Origin of the sequence: Mariprofundus sp. NF (assembly GCF_013387455.1) — a bacterium.
In the GTDB taxonomy this organism is placed as follows: domain Bacteria; phylum Pseudomonadota; class Zetaproteobacteria; order Mariprofundales; family Mariprofundaceae; genus Mariprofundus.
The window spans coordinates 1-21,386 of the sequence record NZ_VWNC01000003.1 but is presented as its reverse complement, the minus strand read 5'-3'; the positions used below and the strand labels follow the sequence as shown (position 1 = coordinate 21,386).

Genomic DNA, 21,386 nt, shown 5'->3' with positions numbered 1-21,386 from the left:
GAATCCGGATGCTTTGAACACGCTGCTGCGACAATCTGGCACTTGACATATAATCAAATGATAATATAATTATCCAAGAGATCAAGGAGCCAGTCATGTTATTTGTCAGGGAACAGCAAGAGAACAAAAATTGCCTCTATCAGGCGCATGTCTGGTTCAACAAGCACTCCCACCAGTGTGGCTGTTTCACCACACGCAAAGCAGCTGAGAAATGGGCAAACTGGTTGCAGAAGGTGATTGTGACCAGAGATCTGTTTAAAGGGATTCATAATAGGTCGGAGTCTTGATGGCGCTGCTTTTCATCGCCTTTTCGGTGGGTTTCTTTGGCAGTATGCACTGTATCGGCATGTGCGGCGGACTTGTCTCCGCACTCTCCATGACCCGTCCAAAAGTGTGGTGGTCAGGCTTGAGCGCTTATCAGTTTGGCCGCGTTACCACCTATACCATGTTGGGCGTGATTAGCGGTTTGATCGGTTTCTCTCTGAAACAGCTGGGCAGTTTTGATCAGATTCAACTTTTTTTAACGCTGTTTGCCGGACTGATTATGATCACCTTTGGCCTGAATCTGGCGGGCTGGATGCCTGATCCTTTTGCTCGTCTGGGTGCCCGTGCGATTGGGGGCTTAGGGCTGGTCAGAAGAATAAGATCGGCTGCCGGCAAAGGTACGCCGGTAAGCTGGTATGCGATTGGACTGGCCAATGGGCTTCTACCCTGTGGTCTGGTTTATGCAGCATTGGGTTTAAGTGTCGCATCCGGCGGTGTGGTTGAAGCCGGTTCTGCCATGCTGGCCTTTGGTCTGGGTACTATTCCGGCAATGATGGCGGCACCGGCTCTGGTGAATCTGCTTGCCGCCAACAGGCGCTCCCTGGTGATGAAGCTGCTCGGTATTCTGGTCATTCTTCTCGGGCTGTTCACCATGGTGCGTGGCACAAGCCTGATGCATATGCTGCATGGTGGCGGAGCAGGGCACGATGCCGCCACGCATGAGATGAGTCCCTCTTCAACTCAGCAAAAGCCCATGCCAGATCGTGGAATAAATCACATTAGCTAGTCATCGTAATTCACTGTTTAGTAAAGATTTATATGCTAATTTAGTCATTGTAGAAACAGCAGTTTTATGTAAACATGTCCGTCCATTCAGCAGGATGTTGGGGGAGATGGCAGTGATTAAGCGCATCAGTTCACCGGCTAAGGGTGAAGAGAAGAGTGAGGACAGACACGAAGTTCATGCTGAGAAGATGAGCTCTCTGGGCCATTTTACCCAAGCCATTGTTCATGATATCCGTAATTCACTGCATATTGTTGTCACAGCATCAGCCATGATCAAGAGACGCAGTGATGATCGATCTATTCACAGTCATCTCAATGCCATTGATCAAACGATTGAACGCACCAATGGTCTGATTGAGCGCATTCTTACCTTTGCCAACAACTCTGAAGATCACCTTGGCATTGTTGATATTGCAGATTCGATCAATGAATCGATCTCACTTACCAGACCGATGATTCCAGCAGAGATTACTATTGATTGGCAGCACCCGGCTGAGGCTATTCACATTCTCGGTGATCATGGTCAGCTCTATCAGGTGGTGTTAAATCTTCTTAAAAATGCGATTGAAGCGATAGGTCACGGTAATCATGGTTCGATTCTGGTGTCTCTGAATAAATACTATCCCTGGGCTGAGTTGAGGGTGAAAGATAACGGTCCGGGTATCGCTGCTGATGTTATCAATCAGATATGTGAACCTACCTTTACCACTAAAGAGGACGGAAACGGCTTTGGCCTGGCTAATGTTTTTGATGTTGTGGAGAAACATGGTGGCACCATGGAAGTGGCAAGCCCGGTGGGTGAAGGTGCAGAATTTATCATTCTGCTTCCCCTGATGCCTGAACTGAATATGTAGTGATCTTGCTTTATCATATGCAGATTGCTTTTGTGCCTGTCATTCAAATGGTTACTCTCGCCATGGAGGAGTTTAGGAATGATCACGATTACGGAACTCAAAGAGAACGGCGCCCTCCGCTATCAGGCAGAGGTTCGATCCAGCAAGCATTCACTTCAGTCTGCCATTTTTACAAGCCGGGACGATGCCGAAAAGTGGGCCAGCTGGCTGAAGTTGAGGATTGGCACCGATGAGGTCATTAAAGGAATCAAGAGCAGCTAGACCCATTAATTAATAGATACTGTAGATCAAGAACAAAAGGTAGGGGGCTCCTGCTCTAACCGCTGCATTTATCTCTTCAATAGTAATTAAATATTGGTTGTGAAAATCACAAGATAGAGCGCTGTGGCTATGACTACAGGGCTGTTTTTTATCAGAACAGGGCGAATTTTTTTAGTGAATGAGTGATCCATGAGTTGGCTCCTTTAATAAAGATGGGCCAACGTTATTGCACTGGCTTTGCCAACGATGCGATGCCTGTCACAAGGCGCTCTGGTCTATTTACTGGTTCGGATTTGTAAAATAGAGATGTGTTGCATCCTCAGCTTTCAGTGTGGCTTTCAGGCCAATGGCAGCGAAGTGATAGTAGGTCGTACCATCTTCGCTGCTATTAATCGTTGAAGGTTCGCCAAAGCGGCCTTTAAGTGTTTCCGGTGTGATCGTGATGCTGGGGATCAGCGTTAGATTCTTCACAATCAATTGCTGGGCGAGCCCCAGGTCTTCCGGGTGCAGATTCATGCGCGCTACCTTGTTGGGGTAGAGGTGGGGCAGGGTACTGCGTTGCTGAATCTGTTTCAGGATTATCTCATCTGCATGCAACTCCATGATTACCTTGCTGTGATCGGCAATGGCCGGAAAATACGCCTCCAGTTTCAGTCCAGCTTCGGCATGCTCTTCAGGATATATATAGAGGGCGATATCACTGCGGCTCTTCAGAGCGATCTCTGCATCTCGCAGTACGGTTTTACCCAGTGTGATTCCAAGCAGATGCAATTGACCGCCAGCATCTACCCAGGTCTCCTGTGAGAGGTGATCGCTTTTATGGTTGGAGCTAGTCCATACAAACAGTGCAGCTGTAAGTAGAAGCGTTGCCGCAAACAGTTTCAGTCCAAGATGTTTGATCGGTTTTTTCTCTGGGTGCGACATTATGTCCTCTCTTTTTGCTCTCATAACCCTGTTATCCTAACCGGTAGCGACATAGTAACATTAAAATCAGTTATTGACAATATTATAAAATAATAATATTATGTTGCGCTAATTGTGATCTGCATCACGATTTTATGAGAAAGAATAGGAGGATAGCCGTGTCTGGAGAAAAACCCGACGAACAAGAGTACAGCTTTACCGTTGTAAAATGGTTCTCCCTGGCTGCAGTAGTCTACCTTGTGGTAGGTGCGCTGGTTGGAGATTTTATTGCCTGGGAGCTTACATTTCCCGAACTTAACTTTGATAATCCCTACATCAGCTTTGGTCGGTTAAGACCACTGCATACCAATGCCGTTATCTTTGCCTTTGGTGGTTCAACCTTGATGGCGACAGCCTATTATATAGTGCAGCGAACGTGTCACGTGCGTCTGTGGAGTGATAAACTGGCCTGGTTCACCTTCTGGGGTTGGAACGCGATTATCGTTTCCGCCGTTATTACCTTCCCGCTGGGTCTGACTCAGGGTAAGGAGTATGCCGAACTGATCTGGCCTATTGATGTTGCTATTGCAGTGGTTTGGCTGGCTTTCACTTTTAATTTCATCATGACCATCGTCAATCGCAAGGTATCCCATATCTACGTAGCCAACTGGTTTTTCCTCTCGATGATGGTGATGATCACCATCCTGCATGTGGTCAACTCGCTGGCTGTTCCGGTTACCCTTACACACTCCTACTCCATCTACTCCGGTGTTCACGATGCCATGATTCAGTGGTGGTGGGGCCATAATGCGGTGGGCTTCTTCCTGACTGCCGGTTTCCTCGGCATTATGTATTACTTCGTACCGAAACAGGCCAATCGTCCGGTATTCTCCTATCGACTCTCTGTATTGCACTTCTGGGCACTCTCATTCGGTTATGTCTGGCTCGGTGCGCATCATCTGCAGTACACAGCACTACCGGATTGGACCGGTTCACTCGGTGCGGCCGTATCGATGGCGATGATCATTCCATCATGGGGTGGCGCGATTAATGGTGTGATGACCCTCTCTGGAGCATGGAACAAATTGCGTGACGATTATGTGTTGCGCTTCCTTGTGGTCTCACTGGCATTTTATGCCATGTCCACCTTCGAAGGCCCTGTGATGTCGATCAAGACCGTTAACGCACTCTCTCACTACACTGACTGGACCATTGGTCATGTGCACTCCGGTGCTCTGGGTTGGGTAGCGATGGTCTCCATCGGTGCGATCTACCATATGGTTACCAGACTCTGGGGTCGCGAGATCTACTCGGTGAGTCTGGTTAATACACACTTCTGGATTCATACCATCGGCACCATCATCTACATCTGTGCGATGTGGGTATCGGGTATCATGCAGGGGCTGATGTGGCGTGCCACAGACGATTACGGCAATCTGGTCTACACCTTTGCTGAAACCGTATCAGCGATGCATCCGTACTATGCACTGCGCTCTATTGGTGGTGTGCTGGTACTGCTGGGCTCTCTCATCATGCTCTACAATATTATCAAGACAATCAGTGGTTCCCGTCAGCCTGCTTCTGCAGCTGCGGCAGCTAAGGCTTAAGGGGGTATTCAGATGTCATTTCAGGAAAAACTCGAAAAAAATGTCTGGGCTCTGCTCCTCATGATTGCACTGGTGGTATCGGTAGCAGGTATTGTCGAGATCGTGCCGCTCTACTATCTCGATAACACCATTGAAAAGCTCAACAAGGAGGAGGACGGCATTCGTCCTTACACCGCTCTGGAACAGGAGGGGCGCGATATCTATGTGCGTGAAGGCTGCTACCTCTGCCATTCACAGATGATTCGTCCGTTCCGTGATGAGAAAGAGCGTTATGGTCACTACTCACTGGCGGCGGAGTCGAAATTTGATCATCCGTTCCAGTGGGGTTCCAAACGCACTGGCCCTGATGTGGCCCGTGTGGGTGGTAAATACTCTGATGAGTGGCAGATCCAGCATCTGAAAGCTCCACGCTCGCTGGTACCTGAATCGGTGATGCCCGGCTATCCGTTCCTGGCTGAAAACATTGTCGATCATAGCCTGACCGAGCGCAAACTGCGTGCACTGGCTGCAGTCGGAGTGCCCTATACAGAGGCTGATTTTGCCGGTGCTGCTGAGGCGGTGAAAGGCAAAACCGAGATGGATGCCATTGTCGCCTATCTGCAGGTACTCGGAACGATGGTGAAATTCCAGGAAGGGAGGGATTATCGTGAGTGATTTCTTCTCGACCGACTGGTCTGCTATGACCACCACCGACTGGACCGGACTGACCATTCTTTTGGTCATTGCAGGTCTCATGATAGCGGCTTATTTCACCATTCTTAAGCCAGCTAACCGCGATAAATTTGAACAGCATCGTGATTTCGTCAATCACGAAGATGATATGGAACTCGACCGGGAGGAGAGACATGGACAAGCATAATCAATCCAATAAACCTCAGGATACCGGACATGAGTGGGATGGTATCCGCGAGTTGACCAATCCGCCTCCGCGCTGGTGGTTGATCTCGTTCCACATCGGCTGGATCTGGTGCATCATCTACTTCCTGCTCTACCCATCCATTCCGCTGATCAACGGCTCCAATGAAGGGCTGCTGGGCTGGACTCAAATCAAAGAGTTTAAGGAAGCGGTGGTCGAGAATGAGGCAATCAAAGCGCCTTACATGGCCAAACTCAAAGCGATGAGCGCTGGCGAGATTATGGCCGATGCTGAACTGCGTAATTTTGCCGAGTCGGCGGCCAAGGCGGTCTACGGCGATAGCTGTGCGGCCTGTCATGGTGCCGGTGGTGAGGGTGCAGAAGGGCTCTTCCCTGTGCTGGCGGATGATGACTGGCTCTTTGGTGGCGATATCGACACGATCATAGAGACCATTACTGATGGGCGAATGGCTGATATGCCTGCTCATGCCGATATGCTGGAAACTGATCAGATCGAAAAGCTGACTGATTTTGTTGTGGCGCTGCCCAAAGGTGAAGCGACGCAAGAGGGTTGGGCACTTTTCGAAGAGGCTGGATGCATGGGATGTCATGGTGATAACGCCAAAGGTGGTGCACTTAATGACGACACATATTCAGGTGCAGCCAACCTTACCGATCAGGTGTGGCGCTTCGGCGGCAGTCGTGAAGCGGTGCTGAGAACCATCCGTTACGGTGTGAATCAGGAGGATGTGGCTGAGACACGCAGTGCGATCATGCCTGCTTTTGGAGTCAAACTGACGCCTGAGCAGATCAAGATACTGGCCATCAAGGTTCATGCAATGGGCGGTGGTAAATAATGGCCAAAGCAGGGGAGGGTTCCCTCTCCCCTGCAACTGTCTGGCTTGATTGAAACGATTCAGAGGAGAGTCACATGGATGCAGTAGAAATTGGTGTACTCATCAGCATGGTCTTCGTATTGGCTATTCTGATCTACGGGATGGTTTGGTTTTATAAAATCATCAACTCAAAAGATGAACAGTAACAAGCAAACTATTTGTTTATTGCTAAACAGGTAAGTCATCCCTCCTGCAGTGAGGAGGGGTGTGCTACCTGAAACTTCTGCGGAGGAGATCATGAGCGAAAACAAGCCGGTCAGTAACAACATCGACGATCTCTATGCCGACACGTTGCACTACCATGTAAACACCGGTGGCGAGACAATCCATGCCAAGCGTATGCCGGGTCGTTTTCGCAATCTGAAATGGTTGAGCATGAGTAGCTGGCTGCTCTTCTTTATCGGCCCTTATCTGCAGTGGAATGGTCATCAGGCGCTTTTGTTTGATATTCCCGGGCGTAAATTTTATCTCTTTGGCATCACCATCTGGCCGCAGGATATCTGGATGCTCTCTCTCGTGTTGATCATGCTGGCGATTACGCTGTTTGGTGTAACCGCAGTGGCAGGGCGTCTGTTCTGTGGTTATTTCTGTTTCCAGACCGTCTGGACTGATATTTTCACCTTTATTGAAGATAAGATCGAAGGCAATGCCATCCAGCGTCGCAAGCTTGATAAGGCGCCGTGGTCAGCAGATAAAATTCGCAAAAAAGTTATAAAACATAGCTTGTGGATTCTGATTGCAACACTTACAGGCATCACCTTTTCCGCCTATTTTACCAACGCATTTGCATTGTGGCATGACTACCTCACCCTCTCTGCTTCACTTGTCGGCTGGGTTGTGCTGGGTCTGTTTATTGCTGGCACCTACATTCTTGCCGGTTTTATGCGCGAGCAGGTCTGCTTCTGGCTCTGCCCCTATGCACGCATTCAGAGCGTGATGGTGGATAAGGACTCGATTCTGCCAACCTATGATTACCACCGTGGCGAGCCGCGCGGTAAGGTGAAAGGCAAGCAGCAGAGCGCCAATGGAGACTGTATCGACTGCAAGGTGTGCGTGGGAGTATGCCCGACCGGCGTGGATATTCGTGAAGGGTTAAGTGAAGGCTGCATCACCTGTGGCATGTGCATAGATGCTTGTGATTCGATTATGGACAGGGTGGGTAAACCCCGAGGCCTGATCCGTTATCTCTCGCAGAAGGAGATGGAGGGGGAGAAGCTTCCGCCACTGTTCCGGCGTCCACGCGTGATTACATATACCACCATCTTCATGCTGGCCGTAGCTGGTATTATCTATGGTCTGGCAACCATTCCACCGGTTGAGCTATCTATCGTACACTCTCGCCAGCCGCTGTTTATGCGTATGTCTGACGGTTCGATTCAGAATAAGTATACCATCAAGGCTGTGAATAAACTTGAGACCGATCAGCGCGTCAGCCTGACGGTGCAGAGCGCTTCAGGAAATATCCGACTGGTGGATGAGGCATATTTCAGAGATATCACCCTGAAAGCCGGTAAACTGGTACCGTTCAGTATCTTCCTGCTCGCGAATCGCGACAGCCTGAAGCAGGAAAACAGCGATGTGCGGTTAACCATTCAGGGTATCACACAGCCGGATATTACCGTAACCTATGATTCGGTGTTCGTCGGTCCAAAAGGCAGATAGGAGCGTTTTATGGCAGCAGAACTGCATTTGAAAGAGGATTTCAGAAACCCGTGGTTCCTCGGTATTCTGGGGCTGGTGGGTGCTGCGCTGGCAGCCACGATATGGATGGCGGTGATTGCCGGTCAAACCAGTCCGGGTCTTGTCTCTGAAGATTATTATGAGAAGGGCAGCAACTACTTTAACAAAACACCTGAGCAGAAGAATCTGCCGCAGTGGCGATTGAATCTGATGACGCCGGACAAGCCTGTGGTGGGGCAGTCCCAGACCTATCGCCTCTATGCGGTGATGGAGAGTGGTAAACCTGTCAGCAGCGCTTCAGTCACTCTCTACGCTTACCGTCCAAGTGATGCCAACGCTGATTTCAAGCTAACCATGCAACAGCGTGATCCCGGCTCTTTTAGTGTCGTTGCCAGTTTTCCTCTGCCGGGAACCTGGGATCTGATTGCCCAGATTCAGGCAGATGGAAAACAGTTTGATGTGGTGCAACGCATATTTGTAGGCAACTGATCCAGAACTCACGCTTATGAGTCAGACAACCCCCTGTTTCCACTGTGGCCTGCCGGTATCGGAACATTCGGGATGTGAGGTCGAAATTAATGGAGAAAAGCACAGCTTCTGCTGCGTGGGTTGCCTGACAGTCTGTCAGGTGATTCATGAATCGGGTCTGGACGCTTTTTACTCCCGCCTGAACTACCAGAGCGCTGAGGAACCACCACCTGAGCAGGTCGCTGATCTTGAGCAGTATGATCTGCCTGAGTTGCAGAGCGAATTTGTACGTGATTTTGGCGAGGGAAGAAAGCAGGCACATCTGCTGGTGGAGGGTATTCACTGCGCAGCCTGTGTCTGGTTAATTGAGAAGGGGCTTGCAGCCATGCCCGGTATTGATCTGGCCGAGGTGAATCTGGCGCATCAGCGTCTGAATCTGCGCTGGGATAGCAATAACGTGAAACTCTCTGCCATCATGGTACGGCTGGGCAGTTTGGGTTATGCAGCTGCCCCGTTTAATGCCGAAGCAGCTGAAGGATCGCTGCAGCGTAGAAACCGCTCACTGCTCTTCCGCATGGCTTTTGCCGGTTTCGGTGCGATGAATATCATGTGGATCTCTATTGCACTCTATGCCGGTGATTTCTCAGGTATTGATCAGGGGCATAAAGCGTTCTTCCAACTGGTTAGCTTCTTTATCGCCACGCCGGTGCTGCTCTACTCCGGTTGGCCATTTTTCCGCTCTGCACTGCTGGGGCTGCAACAGTGGCGGTTGACCATGGATCTGCCGATCAGCATCGGTTCACTGAGCACCTATGCCTACTCCTGCTGGGTTCTGGTGCAGGCAAGCGGTGAAGTCTATTTTGATACGGTCGTTACATTCCTGTTTGTGATTCTCATTGGCCGATATCTGGAGGGGCTCTCCAAACGTAATGCATCTTCTGCCGCTCTGCGTCTGCTGGAGTTGCAACCCAGACTTGCTACGCGTCTGCTTGATGGATTGGTGGATGGTGGGGAGGGAGAAGAGCGTATATCAGTGCGTAAATTGCAGGTCGGTGATCGGGTACTGGTACGGCCGGGAGAAAAGGTGCCTGCTGATGGTGTTGTTTTGTCTGGTGAATCCTATGTCGATGAATCGATGCTCAGTGGCGAGTCCAGACCATTGCAAAAAGAGAAGGGCGCTTCTGTGGTGGCCGGTTCGATCAATGTCGATGGCTCACTGACTGTTGAAGTCAGCTTGATTGGTGCAGATACCACGCTTGCCCGTATTGTTGCTCTGGTGGAGGAGGCTCAGGGCTCCAAGGCAGCGGTGCAGCAGCTTGCAGATCGCATTGTGCCATGGTTTGTTGCCATAACCCTGGGGTTGGCATTGATCACCTTCCTCTACTGGCTTAGAGACGATTTTGATACAGCTCTGCTGGCTGCAGTCTCGGTGCTGATTATCACATGCCCATGTGCCCTGGGGCTGGCGACACCGATGGGTATCGCTGTTGGTGTAGGAGTTGGAGCCAAACGCGGTGTACTGGTTCGTCATGGTCAGGCGCTGGAGTCACTGGCATCAATCACACATGTGGTGTTTGATAAAACCGGCACACTTACCGAGGGCAGGATGCGGGTGGCAAATATTTCAACGAGCAACGGTTTTGAGCCTGAACGATTGATCTCTCTGGCTGCCGCTGTTGAAAGCCATTCGCGCCATCCGCTGGCTTCCGCAATTTGCGCTGAACACAAAACTGCACGCTTAAGCTGCAGATCATTTATCTCCGAATCGGGACTGGGCGTGAGTGGTGAGGTGGATGGGCGGGCTGTGGTGATCGGTAATGCTCGCTTGATGTTACGTGCCGGTGCCGAGATTGATGAGTTTATGCAGAGCCAGCAGCAACAGATTGAGTCAGGTATGGGTGTGGCCCTGTTTGTGGCCGTGGATGGAGTGCTGGCCGGACTGATTCATATGCAGGATCGAATCCGTGATCAGGCGCCTGAATTGGTGGCACTGCTTAGAGCGCAGGGGTTTGGTATTACTGTCTTGACCGGTGACTCCAGAGAGGCGGGTAATAGTCTGAAAGTGAAGTTGGGTGAGATGGTGGTAAAAGCGGAGCTGATGCCTGAAGATAAAGAGGCAGAGATCCGTGCTCTGCAGCAGCAGGGAGAAAAGGTGTTGATGATCGGTGATGGGGTGAATGATGCGCCTGCACTGGCACGTGCAGATGTCAGCATGGCGATGGGGTCGGGCATGGATGTCTCGATGGAGTGCTCCGATATCGTGCTGGTTGGTAGTGATCTGAGTCGTGTCGGTTTTGCCATATCGCTGGCAGAGAGAACACTCGCCACGATTCGTCAGAATATCGGTATTTCACTGACCTATAACCTGATTCTGGTGCCGGCCGCCATGGCTGCGATGGTGACCCCGGTCTTTGCAGCGATTGCCATGCCGATCAGCTCACTGCTGGTGATTGGTAACGCTATTCTGATTCGCAGGCGAGTAGGGAGCTCTTCAACATGAATTTTGAGATCAGCGAAGAGGAGAAGCGCCGAGCACGTGTTCCGCATAACCTGTTTGTACTAAATATCCTGCTCTTTAATTTACTGCTAACACCGGCAGCTATAGTGCTGGATGTGGGCATGTACGGATTTCTGATTCCGCTGCTCTGCTCTCTGGCTGTCATAGCCTATATCTACAGGCGTTCCCGCAAACAGGACGACTGGTTTGTCGAGATGCACTGGCGTCTCTCATTCAGGCGCTGTCAGTTTCTGATGATCGGTTACGTTGTGACCGCACTTCTGGTGGCTGTGGCCTGGCTGATCAGCTTAAGTGCCAATGATGCAAAAATGGCCGAGATTATGTTTACGGCTATTTCACGGGTAGCCGTTGTGCCCACACTGCTGGCAGTAATGGCAACTGTGGTGCTCGAAGCAGGAGGTTATCACCTGATCAACAGTGGCAAAGTACCGGATTGGCTTGCAGTTAAATTTACACCACCGGAGAAATATGAGGCTATTCGAATAGACCCGGAGACTGCAGGATAGAGCTATGGATGTGATTTTCGGATTGATTCCCGCCATGATTGTATTGGGCCTAGTTGGTGTCCTGGTCTTTTTCTGGGCTGTAAAAAGTGGTCAATATGATGATATGGAGGGGCCTGCCCACCGTATTCTCGATGATGATGATATGCCGGAGAAAAAAGATCGAGTTGATGACTTGCCAAAGTGAATTGGCTTCCTATAATCCGCGCCTCATCAGAAGGCGCTTTAGCTCAGCTGGTTAGAGCACCGGAATCATAATCCGGGTGTCCGGGGTTCGAGTCCCTGAAGCGCCACCAAACTAGTGTCCAATACGGTCCAATATAAGCCTGTAACCCTTGTGGTTGCAGGCTTTTTTTATTACATTGTGTCCAATGCAGTCCAATTGAATCCAATCAAATACCGTTGAGTTGTACGGTATATCCAACGGTATTTGATGATAGGGTGATATTTATACCGTTATCATACTAGGGGGTGATCATGGCTTTAACAGATATTAAATGTAAAAAATCAAAGGTCCCTGCAGGCAAGAAACAAATAAAACTTGCCGATAGTGACAACATGTATCTCTTAGTTACCCTCAAAAGTAAGTATTGGCGTTTGGACTACACTTATAATGGAAGGCGTAAGACATTAGCACTTGGCGTGTATCCGAAGGTAAGTTTAAAAGAAGCTCGGCAGAAAAAAGACGCCGCAAGAAAGCAACTTGATGATGGTGAGGACCCAGTTCTTCTGAAAAAAAAGAATGGCCCAGTTGATTGCCCTACATTTAAGGAGGTTGCAACTAAATGGCATCAAAAGAAATCAAACGAATTATCTGACGAGTATGCTGCAAAAATTTGGCGTCGTTTAGAGATGTATGTTTTTCCCGTAATTGGGAGCTACCCCATAGCTCAAGTCGATTCTCCAATGGTTTTAGAGATGCTAGAGAAGATTGAGAAACAATCATATATTGAAACTATGCATAAGGTGAAAAGCCTTTGTAGCCGAGTTTTTCGATTCGCAGTTGTAAAGTATGGAAAAAAACATGGCATTGAATATGATCCAACTACTAATTTGATAGATGCTCTGACTGCAAGAAAATCAAAAAAAATGGCCACAATTATTGAGCCTAAGCAGATTGGGCAGTTGCTTAGAGTTATAGAAGGTTACGAAGGAACCTTTGTTGTTACTTGCGCATTGCGTATGGCACCGTATTTATTTGTGCGACCAGGGGAGTTACGGCATGCTGAATGGTCTGAATTTGATCTTGATGCAGGCATGTGGTCTATACCTGGTCAGAAGATGAAAATGGATGATCGTCACCTGGTACCATTAGCTGAACAAGTGATTATTGTTCTGCGTAAATTGCATGTTGTTACAGGGCATTGCAAATATGTTTTTCCAGGCATTCGTACTAAAGATCGTCCTATGTCAGAAAACACAGTCAATGCCGCCTTGAGAAGATTGGGTTATGAAAAGGATGAGATTTGTGGCCATGGTTTTAGAGCTATGGCCTCAACACGTCTACATGAAGAAGGCTGGCCTAGTGATGTGATTGAACGCCAGTTAGCACACTTGGAACGAAACCAAGTAAAAGCAGCATATAATTATGCCGAGCATCTAGAGGAGAGAAAAACGATGATGCAGTTCTGGGCAGATTATCTTGATAAGCTGAGAGATACGCCTAGTTAATTAGCTCAAAGCCCAGTCGTAGACTGAATGCAGACTGAACCTAAAAGTTGGCGCCCAACTGTGATTCAAAGTGACACCCTGCCGTGGTTAAACGAATGACCACTTTAGGCAGCCAAAATCGGTCATTGGTGATGTTAAATGGGAACGAATGGCTATTTATGTATGATACTCACTCATCTGAAAATAGAAAAGGGGGCGATAATGTCGAATTCTGGAAAGTTGCTTGAAGGATTTGTCGCCCAAATTGAAAAGATTCTTCTACCTCAGGGGATAAGTGTTTCAACGAATGAAAAGGTGTTTAATGATGATGGTGTACAAATAGCAGAGTTTGACATCGAAATAGAAGGGAAGGTTGGCTCAACCAATTTAAAATGGCTTATTGAGTGTAGAGATCGCCCTTCTCATGGTGCCGCTCCTGGTGCATGGATTGAACAACTAGTAGGTAGAAGAGATAGATTTGGCTTTAATAAGGTTATAGCCGTTTCTACAACTGGGTTTGCAGATAGTGCTACGATATATGCTAAAGAGGCTGGCATAGAACTACGCACCGTTACTGAATCACATCTGGAAGATATAAGTGATTGGTTTTTACCGAACAAAATGACGGTTACAAGACGGGGGGCTATTCTAAAAAATGCGGTTTTATTAGTTGATAAAGATATTCCTGATAAATATAGGATCGCGTTAGAAAAAAGATTAGTCGCCGTCGAACCCAGTGATCCGATTCTTATTTCAACAGAGACAGATCAACATGTAACGGTGTGCGAAGCAATGCAAATTGCTGTGAATAAAACAGGTAATCTATACGATGATTTAAATACGGATGGCGCATCAAAGGAAATAAATCTAAGAGTAATATTTGAAAGTGACGACAGTCATTTCGTGGTGGAGTCAGAAGTCGGTCGAATACGTATCGCAGAAATATTATTTACTGGTGATTTATCAGTAACGATAGAAGAAGTGCCTATTTCAACAATAAACAACTATGAGAATACCTCGCACGATGAACATATAGCCAGTTCAGTAGGGTTTAATTTCAACATTGAGAGTTTGCCTGTTGAAATGGCTTTTCATAAAATCAATGAAACTGGTGAAATGCATATTTCGTTGGGAGCATCTAAAGAAATAAACTAACAAGAAGCTAGTTTCCGGATCGTTAGATAATTTTACCGAATGTCCTCTTCCGGACAGAACTGGATTGTTGATGTCTTTATTTGTCCGCTGGCTTGGAGCTGAATGGAGGTGGTCGTAATGCCTCGCCAGAACCACTGCTTTCAATATCCTTAATGTATTCAGAAGCAGATGTTTCGCCCTCAAACCACAATGAAAGTTTATCCAACCTGGATGCGATTGCACCTTGACTAAAGTCATGTTCGCCAGGGGTGGCAGTTCGAGGAACCCAATCTTGATTAGCAATATAATTCTCAAATTTAAGTTTTACCGATTCAGTAGACATCAATTGGTTAAAACCTTTTTGCGCCGTTCTCTTTGAATAAAAATCTCCATCAAGATAGTCAAAGATTGAAGCAATAAATGCAGCGGATTGGATATCCAATCCGTTTTCTTCTGAAATTGAATATAATGTGGGCACAATGTTTCCATTATCACGTTCCCCGAATCGGGAGTATTTTGTAAACAAGAAGTGCTTATTAATTACGCAAACAGTCGAAATTTCCTGATATAGATATTGAATATCACGAGTTATTTTGGCTTGTATAGTTTTTTCAAAGTATGGTCGTATATGAAATCGTCTTATTGCCTTGGCAACATTCTCCGTACTTTCATAATTCGTGTTGAAAGCATAAATTCCTTTAAATATTGGCAGTTTAGGGTGAAATGTTCCAGATCTAAATATGTCATAAAAAAGCTGTAATGAATCTCTAAGCTTTTGACTATCTAAAGTGGTTTTCACTTCAATAATTCCTCTGACAGCCTCTTTGTGAACAACGACCAAATCTGATTCTTGGAAAACGGGTGCGAAATTAGCCTTGTCATATATAATGATATCAAGCTGTCTCGATATACCTTCAATGAAGCCTGTACCAATGCCAAAACGCGAAGGAAGGTGTTTTTTGAGAAGTGACCGAAGTATGTGCTCCCTATAGTTTCCCGCTGTTTGGCCATGAGATGTTAAGAGAGATACTTGCTCACTTTTGACAGCAATTTCCTTTGCAAGCGATCCGTAATAACTCTTACTGTTTTCCGAAGTGATTTTTATTTCTGTAAACTCAATGAACTCTTTCTGTTTGGTGGAGCTGAATTGATATTGAATTTTCTCCGCAATCAGTAGTTTAAGCACTACAGAAATCCTTTGCGAGGTTTCACCTGTCAATTCTGAAATTCGCGATTCCGCCAATGTGAGCTCAATACGGTTAGATTTTGCGTCATTAATAATCTTCTTTAGGCAGGTTTCAATGTTAATATAGCTATTTAGTTCAGAATCAAGTCCACAAGGAATATTCCCTCTAATAGCATAAGCACTAAAACTTGGAAAAAATGGGCCGTCGAGATCATCAATTAAGGATTCTATATAGCGATCATCATCAGGCTTTTTTGGGGGAGCATAATAATACGCAATCAATTTCCCCGCGTTCTTATATGTCCGGTAAAGTCGAACATTAGCATAGCTGCCCTTTTCACAGATAAATACATCTCCCTCCTTTGGTTTAAAAGCCATCTGATCTCCTTAGGTATTTTGATACTGGCTCTACTGGCAGTTCCAAGTATACCCTACTATATATACCTTCTTTTCGTTATTATATAAAAATTGAAGCAAGTAATTACTTCTTACTCATGAAGGCAAATGATAAATCAATATTGAATGATTGCCGATTGTCCATTTGGCGAAAGCGAACATTAAGAATTCGGTGGAGGTGATAGCAGTAACAGCAGAGTGCACTTTGGGCTACGCTAGCCTGCCACTTTATCACAATGGGCTGTCACATTCATTACGACCTGCAATTGAAAGGAAAAGATATCATTTCAGCTTTGTAAAACCTAATCCCGTTGAGGTTTTACAAAATTAGTGTATATATTTCTGCGCGTTATGAAAAAAGCGCGATATACATCCTGTGTGTTGGCAGTGGTTAGAGAGTTCCTCTCCTTAATTGACCGCTTGAATCCACACAATAATCCACAGCATATAATATCAACCCTTAATTTTGAGGTGTTGCTGTTCAGCATGAAGTGCCTTTTTGCCACCCATATCGATATGGAGTGGGAAAATGTATGAGATGCCCAGTGAAGGGTTCATGCGGCTCAAACAAGTGCTTCTTGTTTTTCCCGTTTCAAAATCCACATGGTGGGCAGGGGTGAAATCGAAGAAATACCCAAGGCCATATAAATTGACTGATACGATTGATGGGAAAGTTACTGCTTGGAGAGTTCAGGATATACGGGCGTTGATCGCGAGAGTGAAGGAGCAAAATGAACAACTTTGATTTTGATGACTTAATGCCGGATACAGACGTTTTATTGTTAGATGTGGCTATAAGTAAAGGGGTTGATTTGGACACTGTTTTAATTGACGCAAATCAATTGATTTCGGATGAAGTTGCTGACTCAATTTATGATGCCGCATATCAGTTGCACTCAGAATGTTTTCAATGGCTATGATTAAGTATGCAGTTTGAGTTCTGGATAAATTGTGGGTAACTAGTGAATGGTTTGTGTGCCTTAAAATACTTTATATATTAATAACTTACGATTGACATTCCCGCTTAGTTTGATATACTGATCTAACAGGAACCAATGGCCTAGTTTCTGTTTCTACCAACATTAATTAATAACATAGAAATCATTTTGGTTATTCCTTGTTTGGAAGATATGGGCGGAGGTGTTATTGCGTGATCACTATTCTTGATTTTGAAGCATCAGGTCTTGAGGAAGAAAGTTATCCCATTCAGGTGGCCTGGAACATCGGAGAGAAAGTCACTTCATTTTTGCTTAACCCTGAGACTGCGGAGGGATGGGACTGGTGGAATTCGGAATCTGAGTTGGTTCATGGCATCCCTAGAGCATTTTTAATTGAGCATGGTCATGATGTGTCTTATGTGGCTTCTGTGATGCTAGAGCAGCTCTCAGAGCGATTGGTTTATTCAGATGCCGTCAGCTACGACTCTTTTTGGTGCCATCGGTTATTCGAGGCTTCAGGAGTTCAAGAAAAACTACAGTGGCGTGATTTTTGGCTTCGAATCAATGAGGAAAGGCCCGATTCAATACCAAGCTCTACTTCTTGGGAGTGCGGTGAGTGGAGACGACAGTTAAAGGAAGAGGCTTTAAGGAATGTGATTTTACCGGAGCATAAGGCGGATAACGATGTCCGTATTCGGATGGAGATTTTCAGACTAGCCACATCAGGCTGATTTTTATAGCCGAGGCACCTGCAACCAGTAGTAATTTAATGCTTTATTGTACCTTAATTGCGTAAGGGAGATGTTATGTCTTATGAGCAGGAATTAAATGAATTCATCAAACACGTTGAAAGGCTGAGGCGTGTGAATCGAGTTGCAGTGATTAAGCAGAATAAAATCATGGACCAGCTCATAAAGAAGATTGCTAAAATGGATGATGGATTCCTAGTTAATGATCAGGTTATGAATGAATTTCCCTCCCTGATTCCAAACCGTCTGTATATCAGTTTAAAACATGATTTTGATTCAGCCTCAAAAGCTTTATGCCAAAAGATATTTAAAGACCGGATGCATATGCTCAATACGAGGCTAGAAACTCTATGGGACGGTGAGGGATGTTATCCCATTGCATCGCTTTTTGTAGTAATGCAAGCAAGTGAATTAGTTAGCATCTCAGCTAAACGGATTACTGCAGATACTGTGTCTAAAGGTGATAGAGCCTATATGAATTTGCTTGATGCTTTCAGAGATAATTTTGAAAGCTATAAATCATTTTTGGTAAGAGAAATTAAGAATTCGGAATATAAGGGGAAAACAGACCTTATTTATGATGCGATATTATCAGAATATGAATTGTTTATGTATGAGTTAGAATGTCTTTGGTGCAAATCCGAGGTGAAAAATAAGAGGCAATTTCAGGGAGGGTTCAGATCTCGTAAGGATACCTCAATTGCTCATAGGAAGGTTAAATGTAAAGAGCCCTCTATTCAGCTTTGTGATTCAAAAGAAGTTAAAAAGCTGGTTGATTTATTGAGAAACTCACAAAAGAAAAATCATGAGGCCTACATACCTTTGTTAGAAGACCTGCTCACCACTAACGGCAGGGCCTCTTTAGCAACGGTTCCAAAAAACTACAAAGATGTGTTGGTCAAATTCAGATTAAGGTTTCCGCACCTTTCGACTCTGGCCGACGAAATCGAAATGAATTTATGTCTATCTATGTTGGGTGGTTCTAAAGCACCTCTGAAACTCTTTGATTCAATGTATATCTTTGATGGTCCACCAGGGGTAGGGAAGACTGCGGCGCTACACTATTTGGCTAAAGAGTTTGGAGTTAAGCATAGGATCATCGGCGCTGCGGAGCTGACAAATGGGTTTGATATTTCTGGTCAATCACGCGGGTGGGGGACGGGAAAGCCGGGCCATGTTGCAAACCTTCTTATAGAAAACCGGATGCCAAATTGTTTAATTATAATGGATGAGATTGATAAAATGATTGAGGGGGCAAACAACTTTCCGCCAGCCCAACCGCTGTATACTTTACTGGAACGGATGAGTGCTAAACGGTTCAGGGATGAATTCTACGACTTTGAAATTGATGCGAGTTTCATAAATTGGGCAGCTACGTCAAATAACATTAAAAGAGTGCCTGAACCGATTAGAGATAGAGCACACGTTATCAATGTTTCTTCTCCAAGCTTAGAGCAAAGAATCCAGATTTCATCGATCTTGTATGAAGATTTACTGGCAGAAAATAAGCAGGGGTGGGGCAAGTGTTTTTTTTCTGAAATAGGTGGTGATATCCCTTTTATAGTTGCGTCAGTAGATGGGATCTCAATCAGAGGGATGCAGCAGATCATTATGAGGTCCATTTCATTAGTAGCTAATCGCGTTGAAGGACAAAAGGTCACTTCAGAACAGTTAGAGCTGAAAGACACAGATGTGTTGGCAGCCATTCAAATGTTGGGCATGAAGGGCGACTCTAAATCTCAAAATGGGATCGGGTTTATTCTTAATTAAGCTGCCAGCACTTTTTACAATAATCATGTGCTGGCACCTCATTTCCCAACGTTTTTTGATGCTGTAGGACTTTTCAATGGGCGCCAAATAGAAATAGTGCCAGCAAATGCCACAAACAAAGTGCTGGCACCTTATTTTCCAACGAATATTAGCAGGCAGGAGTCCTTGCCAGCACCTGCTTGTCTGAAAGTGCCAGCACTTTTTACCAGTAGTCGTGGATCGAGTGCTGGCACCTTATTTTCCAACGAATATTAGCAGGCAGGAGGCTTTGCCAGCACCTGCTTGTCTGAAAGTGCCAGCACTTTTTACCAGCAGTCGTGGATCGAGTGCTGGCACCTTATTTTCCAACGAATATTAGCAGGCAGGAGTCTTTGCCAGCGCCTGCTTGTCTGAAAGTGCCAGCACTTTTTACCAGCAGTCGTGGATCGAGTGCTGGCACCTTATTTTTCAACGAATATTAGCAGGCAGTAGTCTTTGCCAGCACCTGGTTGTCTGAAAGTGCCAGCACTTTTTACCAGCAGTCGTGGATCGAGTGCTGGCACCTTATTTTCCAACGAATATTAGCAGGCAGGAGTCTTTGCCAGCACCTGGTTGTCTGAAAGTGCCAGCACTTTTTACCAACAGTCGTGGATCGAGTGCTGGCACCTTATTTTTCAACGAATATTAGCTGGCAGGAGGCTTTGTCAGCACCCGCTTGTCTGAAAGTGCCAGCACTTTTTACCAGCGGTCGTGGATCGAGTGCTGGCACTTTATTTTTCAACGGGTTTAGAGGGTATGAGGCTTTGCCAGCACCTGCTTGTCTGAAGGTGCCAGCAAAGTCATGAATGGCTTCCATATCCAATTTTTCAAACTGGAACGGGTAAAGTTAACGGGTAATTGTAACGGGTACTTTTTTATTTACCCGTTAAGATAGGGATAGGGTCGTTTTACAACGAACAATTGAAGGTGCCTTTTAAGGTCGCCGAAAACGCTCAAAAAACCATGGGTCTGAATTGCCAGGCTTCACCCTTGATTGGGGTAGTACTGCCTAGAACGGTTTATGAAAATGATGTCAGATTAAATTTACTGGCAAATGGCAGCTAGGGGATATTTTTAATGCACCTGTTTCAATGTTCAGATCATTGCTGGCAAATAAGCATTGAGGCTGCTGGCATCAATAAATACTAGGAAATGTTGTGAAGACACTTGCTGGTGCAGATTGCACTCGAATCCAGCACTCAAGAGCATTGTGGATTTCTACACTGCCGGCTCATTTGCGGTGATGGACTTTTATATTTAAGACTTTAAGGGCACGCAGTATTGGGATCGCTTTAGTTATCCCTGGTACGGTCACATCTACTGATTCCCCTTCTAGCCCCATTACGGGGATTGCATAATTAGACGTAGTAATGCCTATAGCTTCCCATTTTGAGTTAAACAGAGGTCCGCCGCTATTCCCTGGATGAATTTCTACATCACTTCGAATTAACTCTTCTTCTGTCAAATGATTGCTAACAACACCTTTAGTGAGAATCGCTGGCTTACCAAATGGCGCTCCAATAGCATTTACGGACTCTCCTCGTTGCACCCATCCTTTCCATGGTAAGCGAACTGGCAGAGAAACAGTATCACATTTAACTAGTGCTACGTCATAGTCATCTACTTTTCTTACCACAGGGCATGATATCGAATGTCCACCAGCAAATGATTCAACTCTTACTTCATTGTAGCTTTCAATGACATGAGCATTAGTGATGAGTAATCCATCTTTATTAATGTAAAACCCAGTTCCGCCACCCTCAGGTGTCACTACTCTTACTATAGATTCATCAATATTGTTTCTATTTGATGCATCTGAATCGCTACCGATTCTCTAGACACTTCTGAGCTCTTCATAATATCGCCGTTCAAACTCGATTGGCGACAAGTTGCCATTATAACCATGTTGCCTGACTGAATTGTAGAACATTTCGATGTAGTCGAAGATGT

23 protein-coding genes and 1 tRNA gene are annotated in these 21,386 nt (G+C 46.1%); 19 read left to right on the top strand and 5 right to left on the bottom strand.

Annotation, left to right across the window (positions count from 1 at the left end):
* Positions 1–95 precede the first annotated feature (95 nt).
* From F3F96_RS05395 to F3F96_RS05380, 4 genes are all read left to right on the top strand, one after another.
* Positions 96–287 carry a hypothetical protein gene (locus F3F96_RS05395; protein WP_176962235.1) on the top strand — a complete coding sequence of 64 codons (192 nt, stop codon included), beginning with the start codon at positions 96–98 and terminating at the stop codon, positions 285–287.
* On the top strand, positions 287–1,051 hold the full coding sequence (locus F3F96_RS05390) for a sulfite exporter TauE/SafE family protein (RefSeq protein WP_176962234.1): 765 nt from the start codon (positions 287–289) through the stop codon (positions 1,049–1,051). The genes F3F96_RS05395 and F3F96_RS05390 overlap by 1 nt, the downstream gene beginning before the upstream one ends.
* Positions 1,052–1,157: 106 nt before the next feature.
* The gene (locus tag F3F96_RS05385; RefSeq protein WP_176962233.1) at positions 1,158–1,904 is read left to right on the top strand and encodes a sensor histidine kinase; all 747 of its coding nucleotides are present in this window, start codon (positions 1,158–1,160) and stop codon (positions 1,902–1,904) included.
* 78 nt (positions 1,905–1,982) lie between these two features.
* Positions 1,983–2,165, top strand: coding sequence for a hypothetical protein (locus F3F96_RS05380; RefSeq protein ID WP_176962232.1), 183 nt, complete (start codon positions 1,983–1,985; stop codon positions 2,163–2,165).
* A 279-nt stretch (positions 2,166–2,444) separates the two neighbouring features.
* Here the strand turns inward: F3F96_RS05380 and F3F96_RS05375 are convergent, their stop codons facing one another.
* A complete protein-coding gene (locus F3F96_RS05375; RefSeq protein ID WP_176962231.1) occupies positions 2,445–3,089 on the bottom strand; it encodes a hypothetical protein in 645 nt (214 codons plus the stop codon).
* Positions 3,090–3,247: 158 nt separating this feature from the next.
* Between F3F96_RS05375 and ccoN the strand changes: the two genes are divergently transcribed.
* The 12 genes from ccoN to F3F96_RS05315 all read left to right on the top strand — a co-directional run bounded on the left by ccoN (position 3,248) and on the right by F3F96_RS05315 (position 14,400).
* Positions 3,248–4,675 (top strand): cytochrome-c oxidase, cbb3-type subunit I, encoded by a 1,428-nt coding sequence (gene ccoN, locus F3F96_RS05370; protein ID WP_370465506.1) that lies wholly within the window; start codon positions 3,248–3,250, stop codon positions 4,673–4,675.
* Between the two features lie 12 nt (positions 4,676–4,687).
* Complete coding sequence (gene ccoO / locus F3F96_RS05365) at positions 4,688–5,329, top strand: cytochrome-c oxidase, cbb3-type subunit II (protein WP_176962229.1); 642 nt, start codon at positions 4,688–4,690, stop codon at positions 5,327–5,329.
* A complete protein-coding gene (locus F3F96_RS05360) occupies positions 5,322–5,534 on the top strand; it encodes a CcoQ/FixQ family Cbb3-type cytochrome c oxidase assembly chaperone (RefSeq protein WP_370465505.1) in 213 nt (70 codons plus the stop codon). Before ccoO ends, F3F96_RS05360 begins: the two co-directional genes overlap by 8 nt.
* The gene (gene ccoP, locus F3F96_RS05355) at positions 5,521–6,387 is read left to right on the top strand and encodes a cytochrome-c oxidase, cbb3-type subunit III (protein ID WP_176962228.1); all 867 of its coding nucleotides are present in this window, start codon (positions 5,521–5,523) and stop codon (positions 6,385–6,387) included. The genes F3F96_RS05360 and ccoP overlap by 14 nt, the downstream gene beginning before the upstream one ends.
* A gap of 276 nt (positions 6,388–6,663) precedes the next feature.
* Positions 6,664–8,088, top strand: a complete 1,425-nt coding sequence (gene ccoG, locus F3F96_RS05350) for a cytochrome c oxidase accessory protein CcoG (protein ID WP_176962227.1) — start codon at positions 6,664–6,666, stop codon at positions 8,086–8,088.
* A gap of 9 nt (positions 8,089–8,097) precedes the next feature.
* A complete protein-coding gene (locus F3F96_RS05345) occupies positions 8,098–8,595 on the top strand; it encodes a FixH family protein (RefSeq protein ID WP_176962226.1) in 498 nt (165 codons plus the stop codon).
* A gap of 16 nt (positions 8,596–8,611) precedes the next feature.
* Entirely contained in the window at positions 8,612–11,074 is a 2,463-nt protein-coding gene (locus tag F3F96_RS05340; RefSeq protein WP_176962225.1) for a heavy metal translocating P-type ATPase, read from the top strand.
* Entirely contained in the window at positions 11,071–11,598 is a 528-nt protein-coding gene (locus tag F3F96_RS05335) for a hypothetical protein (protein WP_176962224.1), read from the top strand. The genes F3F96_RS05340 and F3F96_RS05335 overlap by 4 nt, the downstream gene beginning before the upstream one ends.
* A 4-nt stretch (positions 11,599–11,602) precedes the next feature.
* Complete coding sequence (gene ccoS / locus F3F96_RS05330) at positions 11,603–11,782, top strand: cbb3-type cytochrome oxidase assembly protein CcoS (RefSeq protein ID WP_176962223.1); 180 nt, start codon at positions 11,603–11,605, stop codon at positions 11,780–11,782.
* Between the two features lie 32 nt (positions 11,783–11,814).
* Positions 11,815–11,891, top strand: a tRNA-Met gene (locus F3F96_RS05325).
* A gap of 181 nt (positions 11,892–12,072) precedes the next feature.
* Positions 12,073–13,266 carry an integrase arm-type DNA-binding domain-containing protein gene (locus tag F3F96_RS05320; RefSeq protein ID WP_176962222.1) on the top strand — a complete coding sequence of 398 codons (1,194 nt, stop codon included), beginning with the start codon at positions 12,073–12,075 and terminating at the stop codon, positions 13,264–13,266.
* 201 nt (positions 13,267–13,467) lie between these two features.
* Positions 13,468–14,400, top strand: coding sequence for a restriction endonuclease (locus tag F3F96_RS05315; protein ID WP_176962221.1), 933 nt, complete (start codon positions 13,468–13,470; stop codon positions 14,398–14,400).
* Positions 14,401–14,476: 76 nt separating this feature from the next.
* On the opposite strand, the gene F3F96_RS05310 is transcribed toward F3F96_RS05315, so the two are convergent.
* The gene (locus F3F96_RS05310; RefSeq protein ID WP_176962220.1) at positions 14,477–15,943 is read right to left on the bottom strand and encodes a DUF6602 domain-containing protein; all 1,467 of its coding nucleotides are present in this window, start codon (positions 15,941–15,943) and stop codon (positions 14,477–14,479) included.
* Positions 15,944–16,692: 749 nt separating this feature from the next.
* Between F3F96_RS05310 and F3F96_RS05300 the strand changes: the two genes are divergently transcribed.
* The 3 genes from F3F96_RS05300 (at position 16,693) to F3F96_RS05290 (ending at position 19,418) form a co-directional block, all read left to right on the top strand.
* Positions 16,693–16,881 (top strand): hypothetical protein, encoded by a 189-nt coding sequence (locus F3F96_RS05300; protein ID WP_176962218.1) that lies wholly within the window; start codon positions 16,693–16,695, stop codon positions 16,879–16,881.
* A 230-nt stretch (positions 16,882–17,111) separates the two neighbouring features.
* Positions 17,112–17,630 carry a hypothetical protein gene (locus F3F96_RS05295; RefSeq protein WP_176962217.1) on the top strand — a complete coding sequence of 173 codons (519 nt, stop codon included), beginning with the start codon at positions 17,112–17,114 and terminating at the stop codon, positions 17,628–17,630.
* A gap of 75 nt (positions 17,631–17,705) precedes the next feature.
* Entirely contained in the window at positions 17,706–19,418 is a 1,713-nt protein-coding gene (locus F3F96_RS05290; protein WP_176962216.1) for an AAA family ATPase, read from the top strand.
* A gap of 646 nt (positions 19,419–20,064) precedes the next feature.
* Here F3F96_RS05290 and F3F96_RS05285 read toward each other — a convergent pair.
* From F3F96_RS05285 to F3F96_RS05275, 3 genes are all read right to left on the bottom strand, one after another.
* Complete coding sequence (locus tag F3F96_RS05285; RefSeq protein ID WP_176962215.1) at positions 20,065–20,253, bottom strand: hypothetical protein; 189 nt, start codon at positions 20,251–20,253, stop codon at positions 20,065–20,067.
* A 414-nt stretch (positions 20,254–20,667) separates the two neighbouring features.
* A complete protein-coding gene (locus F3F96_RS05280; protein ID WP_176962214.1) occupies positions 20,668–21,207 on the bottom strand; it encodes a serine protease in 540 nt (179 codons plus the stop codon).
* 63 nt (positions 21,208–21,270) lie between these two features.
* A partial coding sequence (locus F3F96_RS05275) for an IS3 family transposase (RefSeq protein ID WP_176962213.1) occupies positions 21,271–21,386 on the bottom strand: 116 nt, incomplete at its 5' end.

What these genes read in the sequence shown, in the direction of transcription:
- F3F96_RS05335 (WP_176962224.1), top strand. Translation starts at nt 11,071, where the DNA reads ATGAATTTTGAGATCAGCGAAGAGGAGAAGCGCCGAGCACGTGTTCCG.
- F3F96_RS05285 (WP_176962215.1), bottom strand. Translation starts at nt 20,253, where the DNA reads ATGGAAGCCATTCATGACTTTGCTGGCACCTTCAGACAAGCAGGTGCT.
- ccoS (WP_176962223.1), top strand. Translation starts at nt 11,603, where the DNA reads ATGGATGTGATTTTCGGATTGATTCCCGCCATGATTGTATTGGGCCTA.
- F3F96_RS05310 (WP_176962220.1), bottom strand. Translation starts at nt 15,943, where the DNA reads ATGGCTTTTAAACCAAAGGAGGGAGATGTATTTATCTGTGAAAAGGGC.
- F3F96_RS05300 (WP_176962218.1), top strand. Translation starts at nt 16,693, where the DNA reads ATGAACAACTTTGATTTTGATGACTTAATGCCGGATACAGACGTTTTA.
- ccoG (WP_176962227.1), top strand. Translation starts at nt 6,664, where the DNA reads ATGAGCGAAAACAAGCCGGTCAGTAACAACATCGACGATCTCTATGCC.
- F3F96_RS05375 (WP_176962231.1), bottom strand. Translation starts at nt 3,089, where the DNA reads ATGTCGCACCCAGAGAAAAAACCGATCAAACATCTTGGACTGAAACTG.
- F3F96_RS05380 (WP_176962232.1), top strand. Translation starts at nt 1,983, where the DNA reads ATGATCACGATTACGGAACTCAAAGAGAACGGCGCCCTCCGCTATCAG.
- F3F96_RS05345 (WP_176962226.1), top strand. Translation starts at nt 8,098, where the DNA reads ATGGCAGCAGAACTGCATTTGAAAGAGGATTTCAGAAACCCGTGGTTC.
- ccoO (WP_176962229.1), top strand. Translation starts at nt 4,688, where the DNA reads ATGTCATTTCAGGAAAAACTCGAAAAAAATGTCTGGGCTCTGCTCCTC.
- F3F96_RS05315 (WP_176962221.1), top strand. Translation starts at nt 13,468, where the DNA reads ATGTCGAATTCTGGAAAGTTGCTTGAAGGATTTGTCGCCCAAATTGAA.
- F3F96_RS05320 (WP_176962222.1), top strand. Translation starts at nt 12,073, where the DNA reads ATGGCTTTAACAGATATTAAATGTAAAAAATCAAAGGTCCCTGCAGGC.
- F3F96_RS05290 (WP_176962216.1), top strand. Translation starts at nt 17,706, where the DNA reads ATGTCTTATGAGCAGGAATTAAATGAATTCATCAAACACGTTGAAAGG.
- F3F96_RS05390 (WP_176962234.1), top strand. Translation starts at nt 287, where the DNA reads ATGGCGCTGCTTTTCATCGCCTTTTCGGTGGGTTTCTTTGGCAGTATG.
- ccoP (WP_176962228.1), top strand. Translation starts at nt 5,521, where the DNA reads ATGGACAAGCATAATCAATCCAATAAACCTCAGGATACCGGACATGAG.
- F3F96_RS05340 (WP_176962225.1), top strand. Translation starts at nt 8,612, where the DNA reads ATGAGTCAGACAACCCCCTGTTTCCACTGTGGCCTGCCGGTATCGGAA.
- F3F96_RS05395 (WP_176962235.1), top strand. Translation starts at nt 96, where the DNA reads ATGTTATTTGTCAGGGAACAGCAAGAGAACAAAAATTGCCTCTATCAG.
- F3F96_RS05385 (WP_176962233.1), top strand. Translation starts at nt 1,158, where the DNA reads ATGGCAGTGATTAAGCGCATCAGTTCACCGGCTAAGGGTGAAGAGAAG.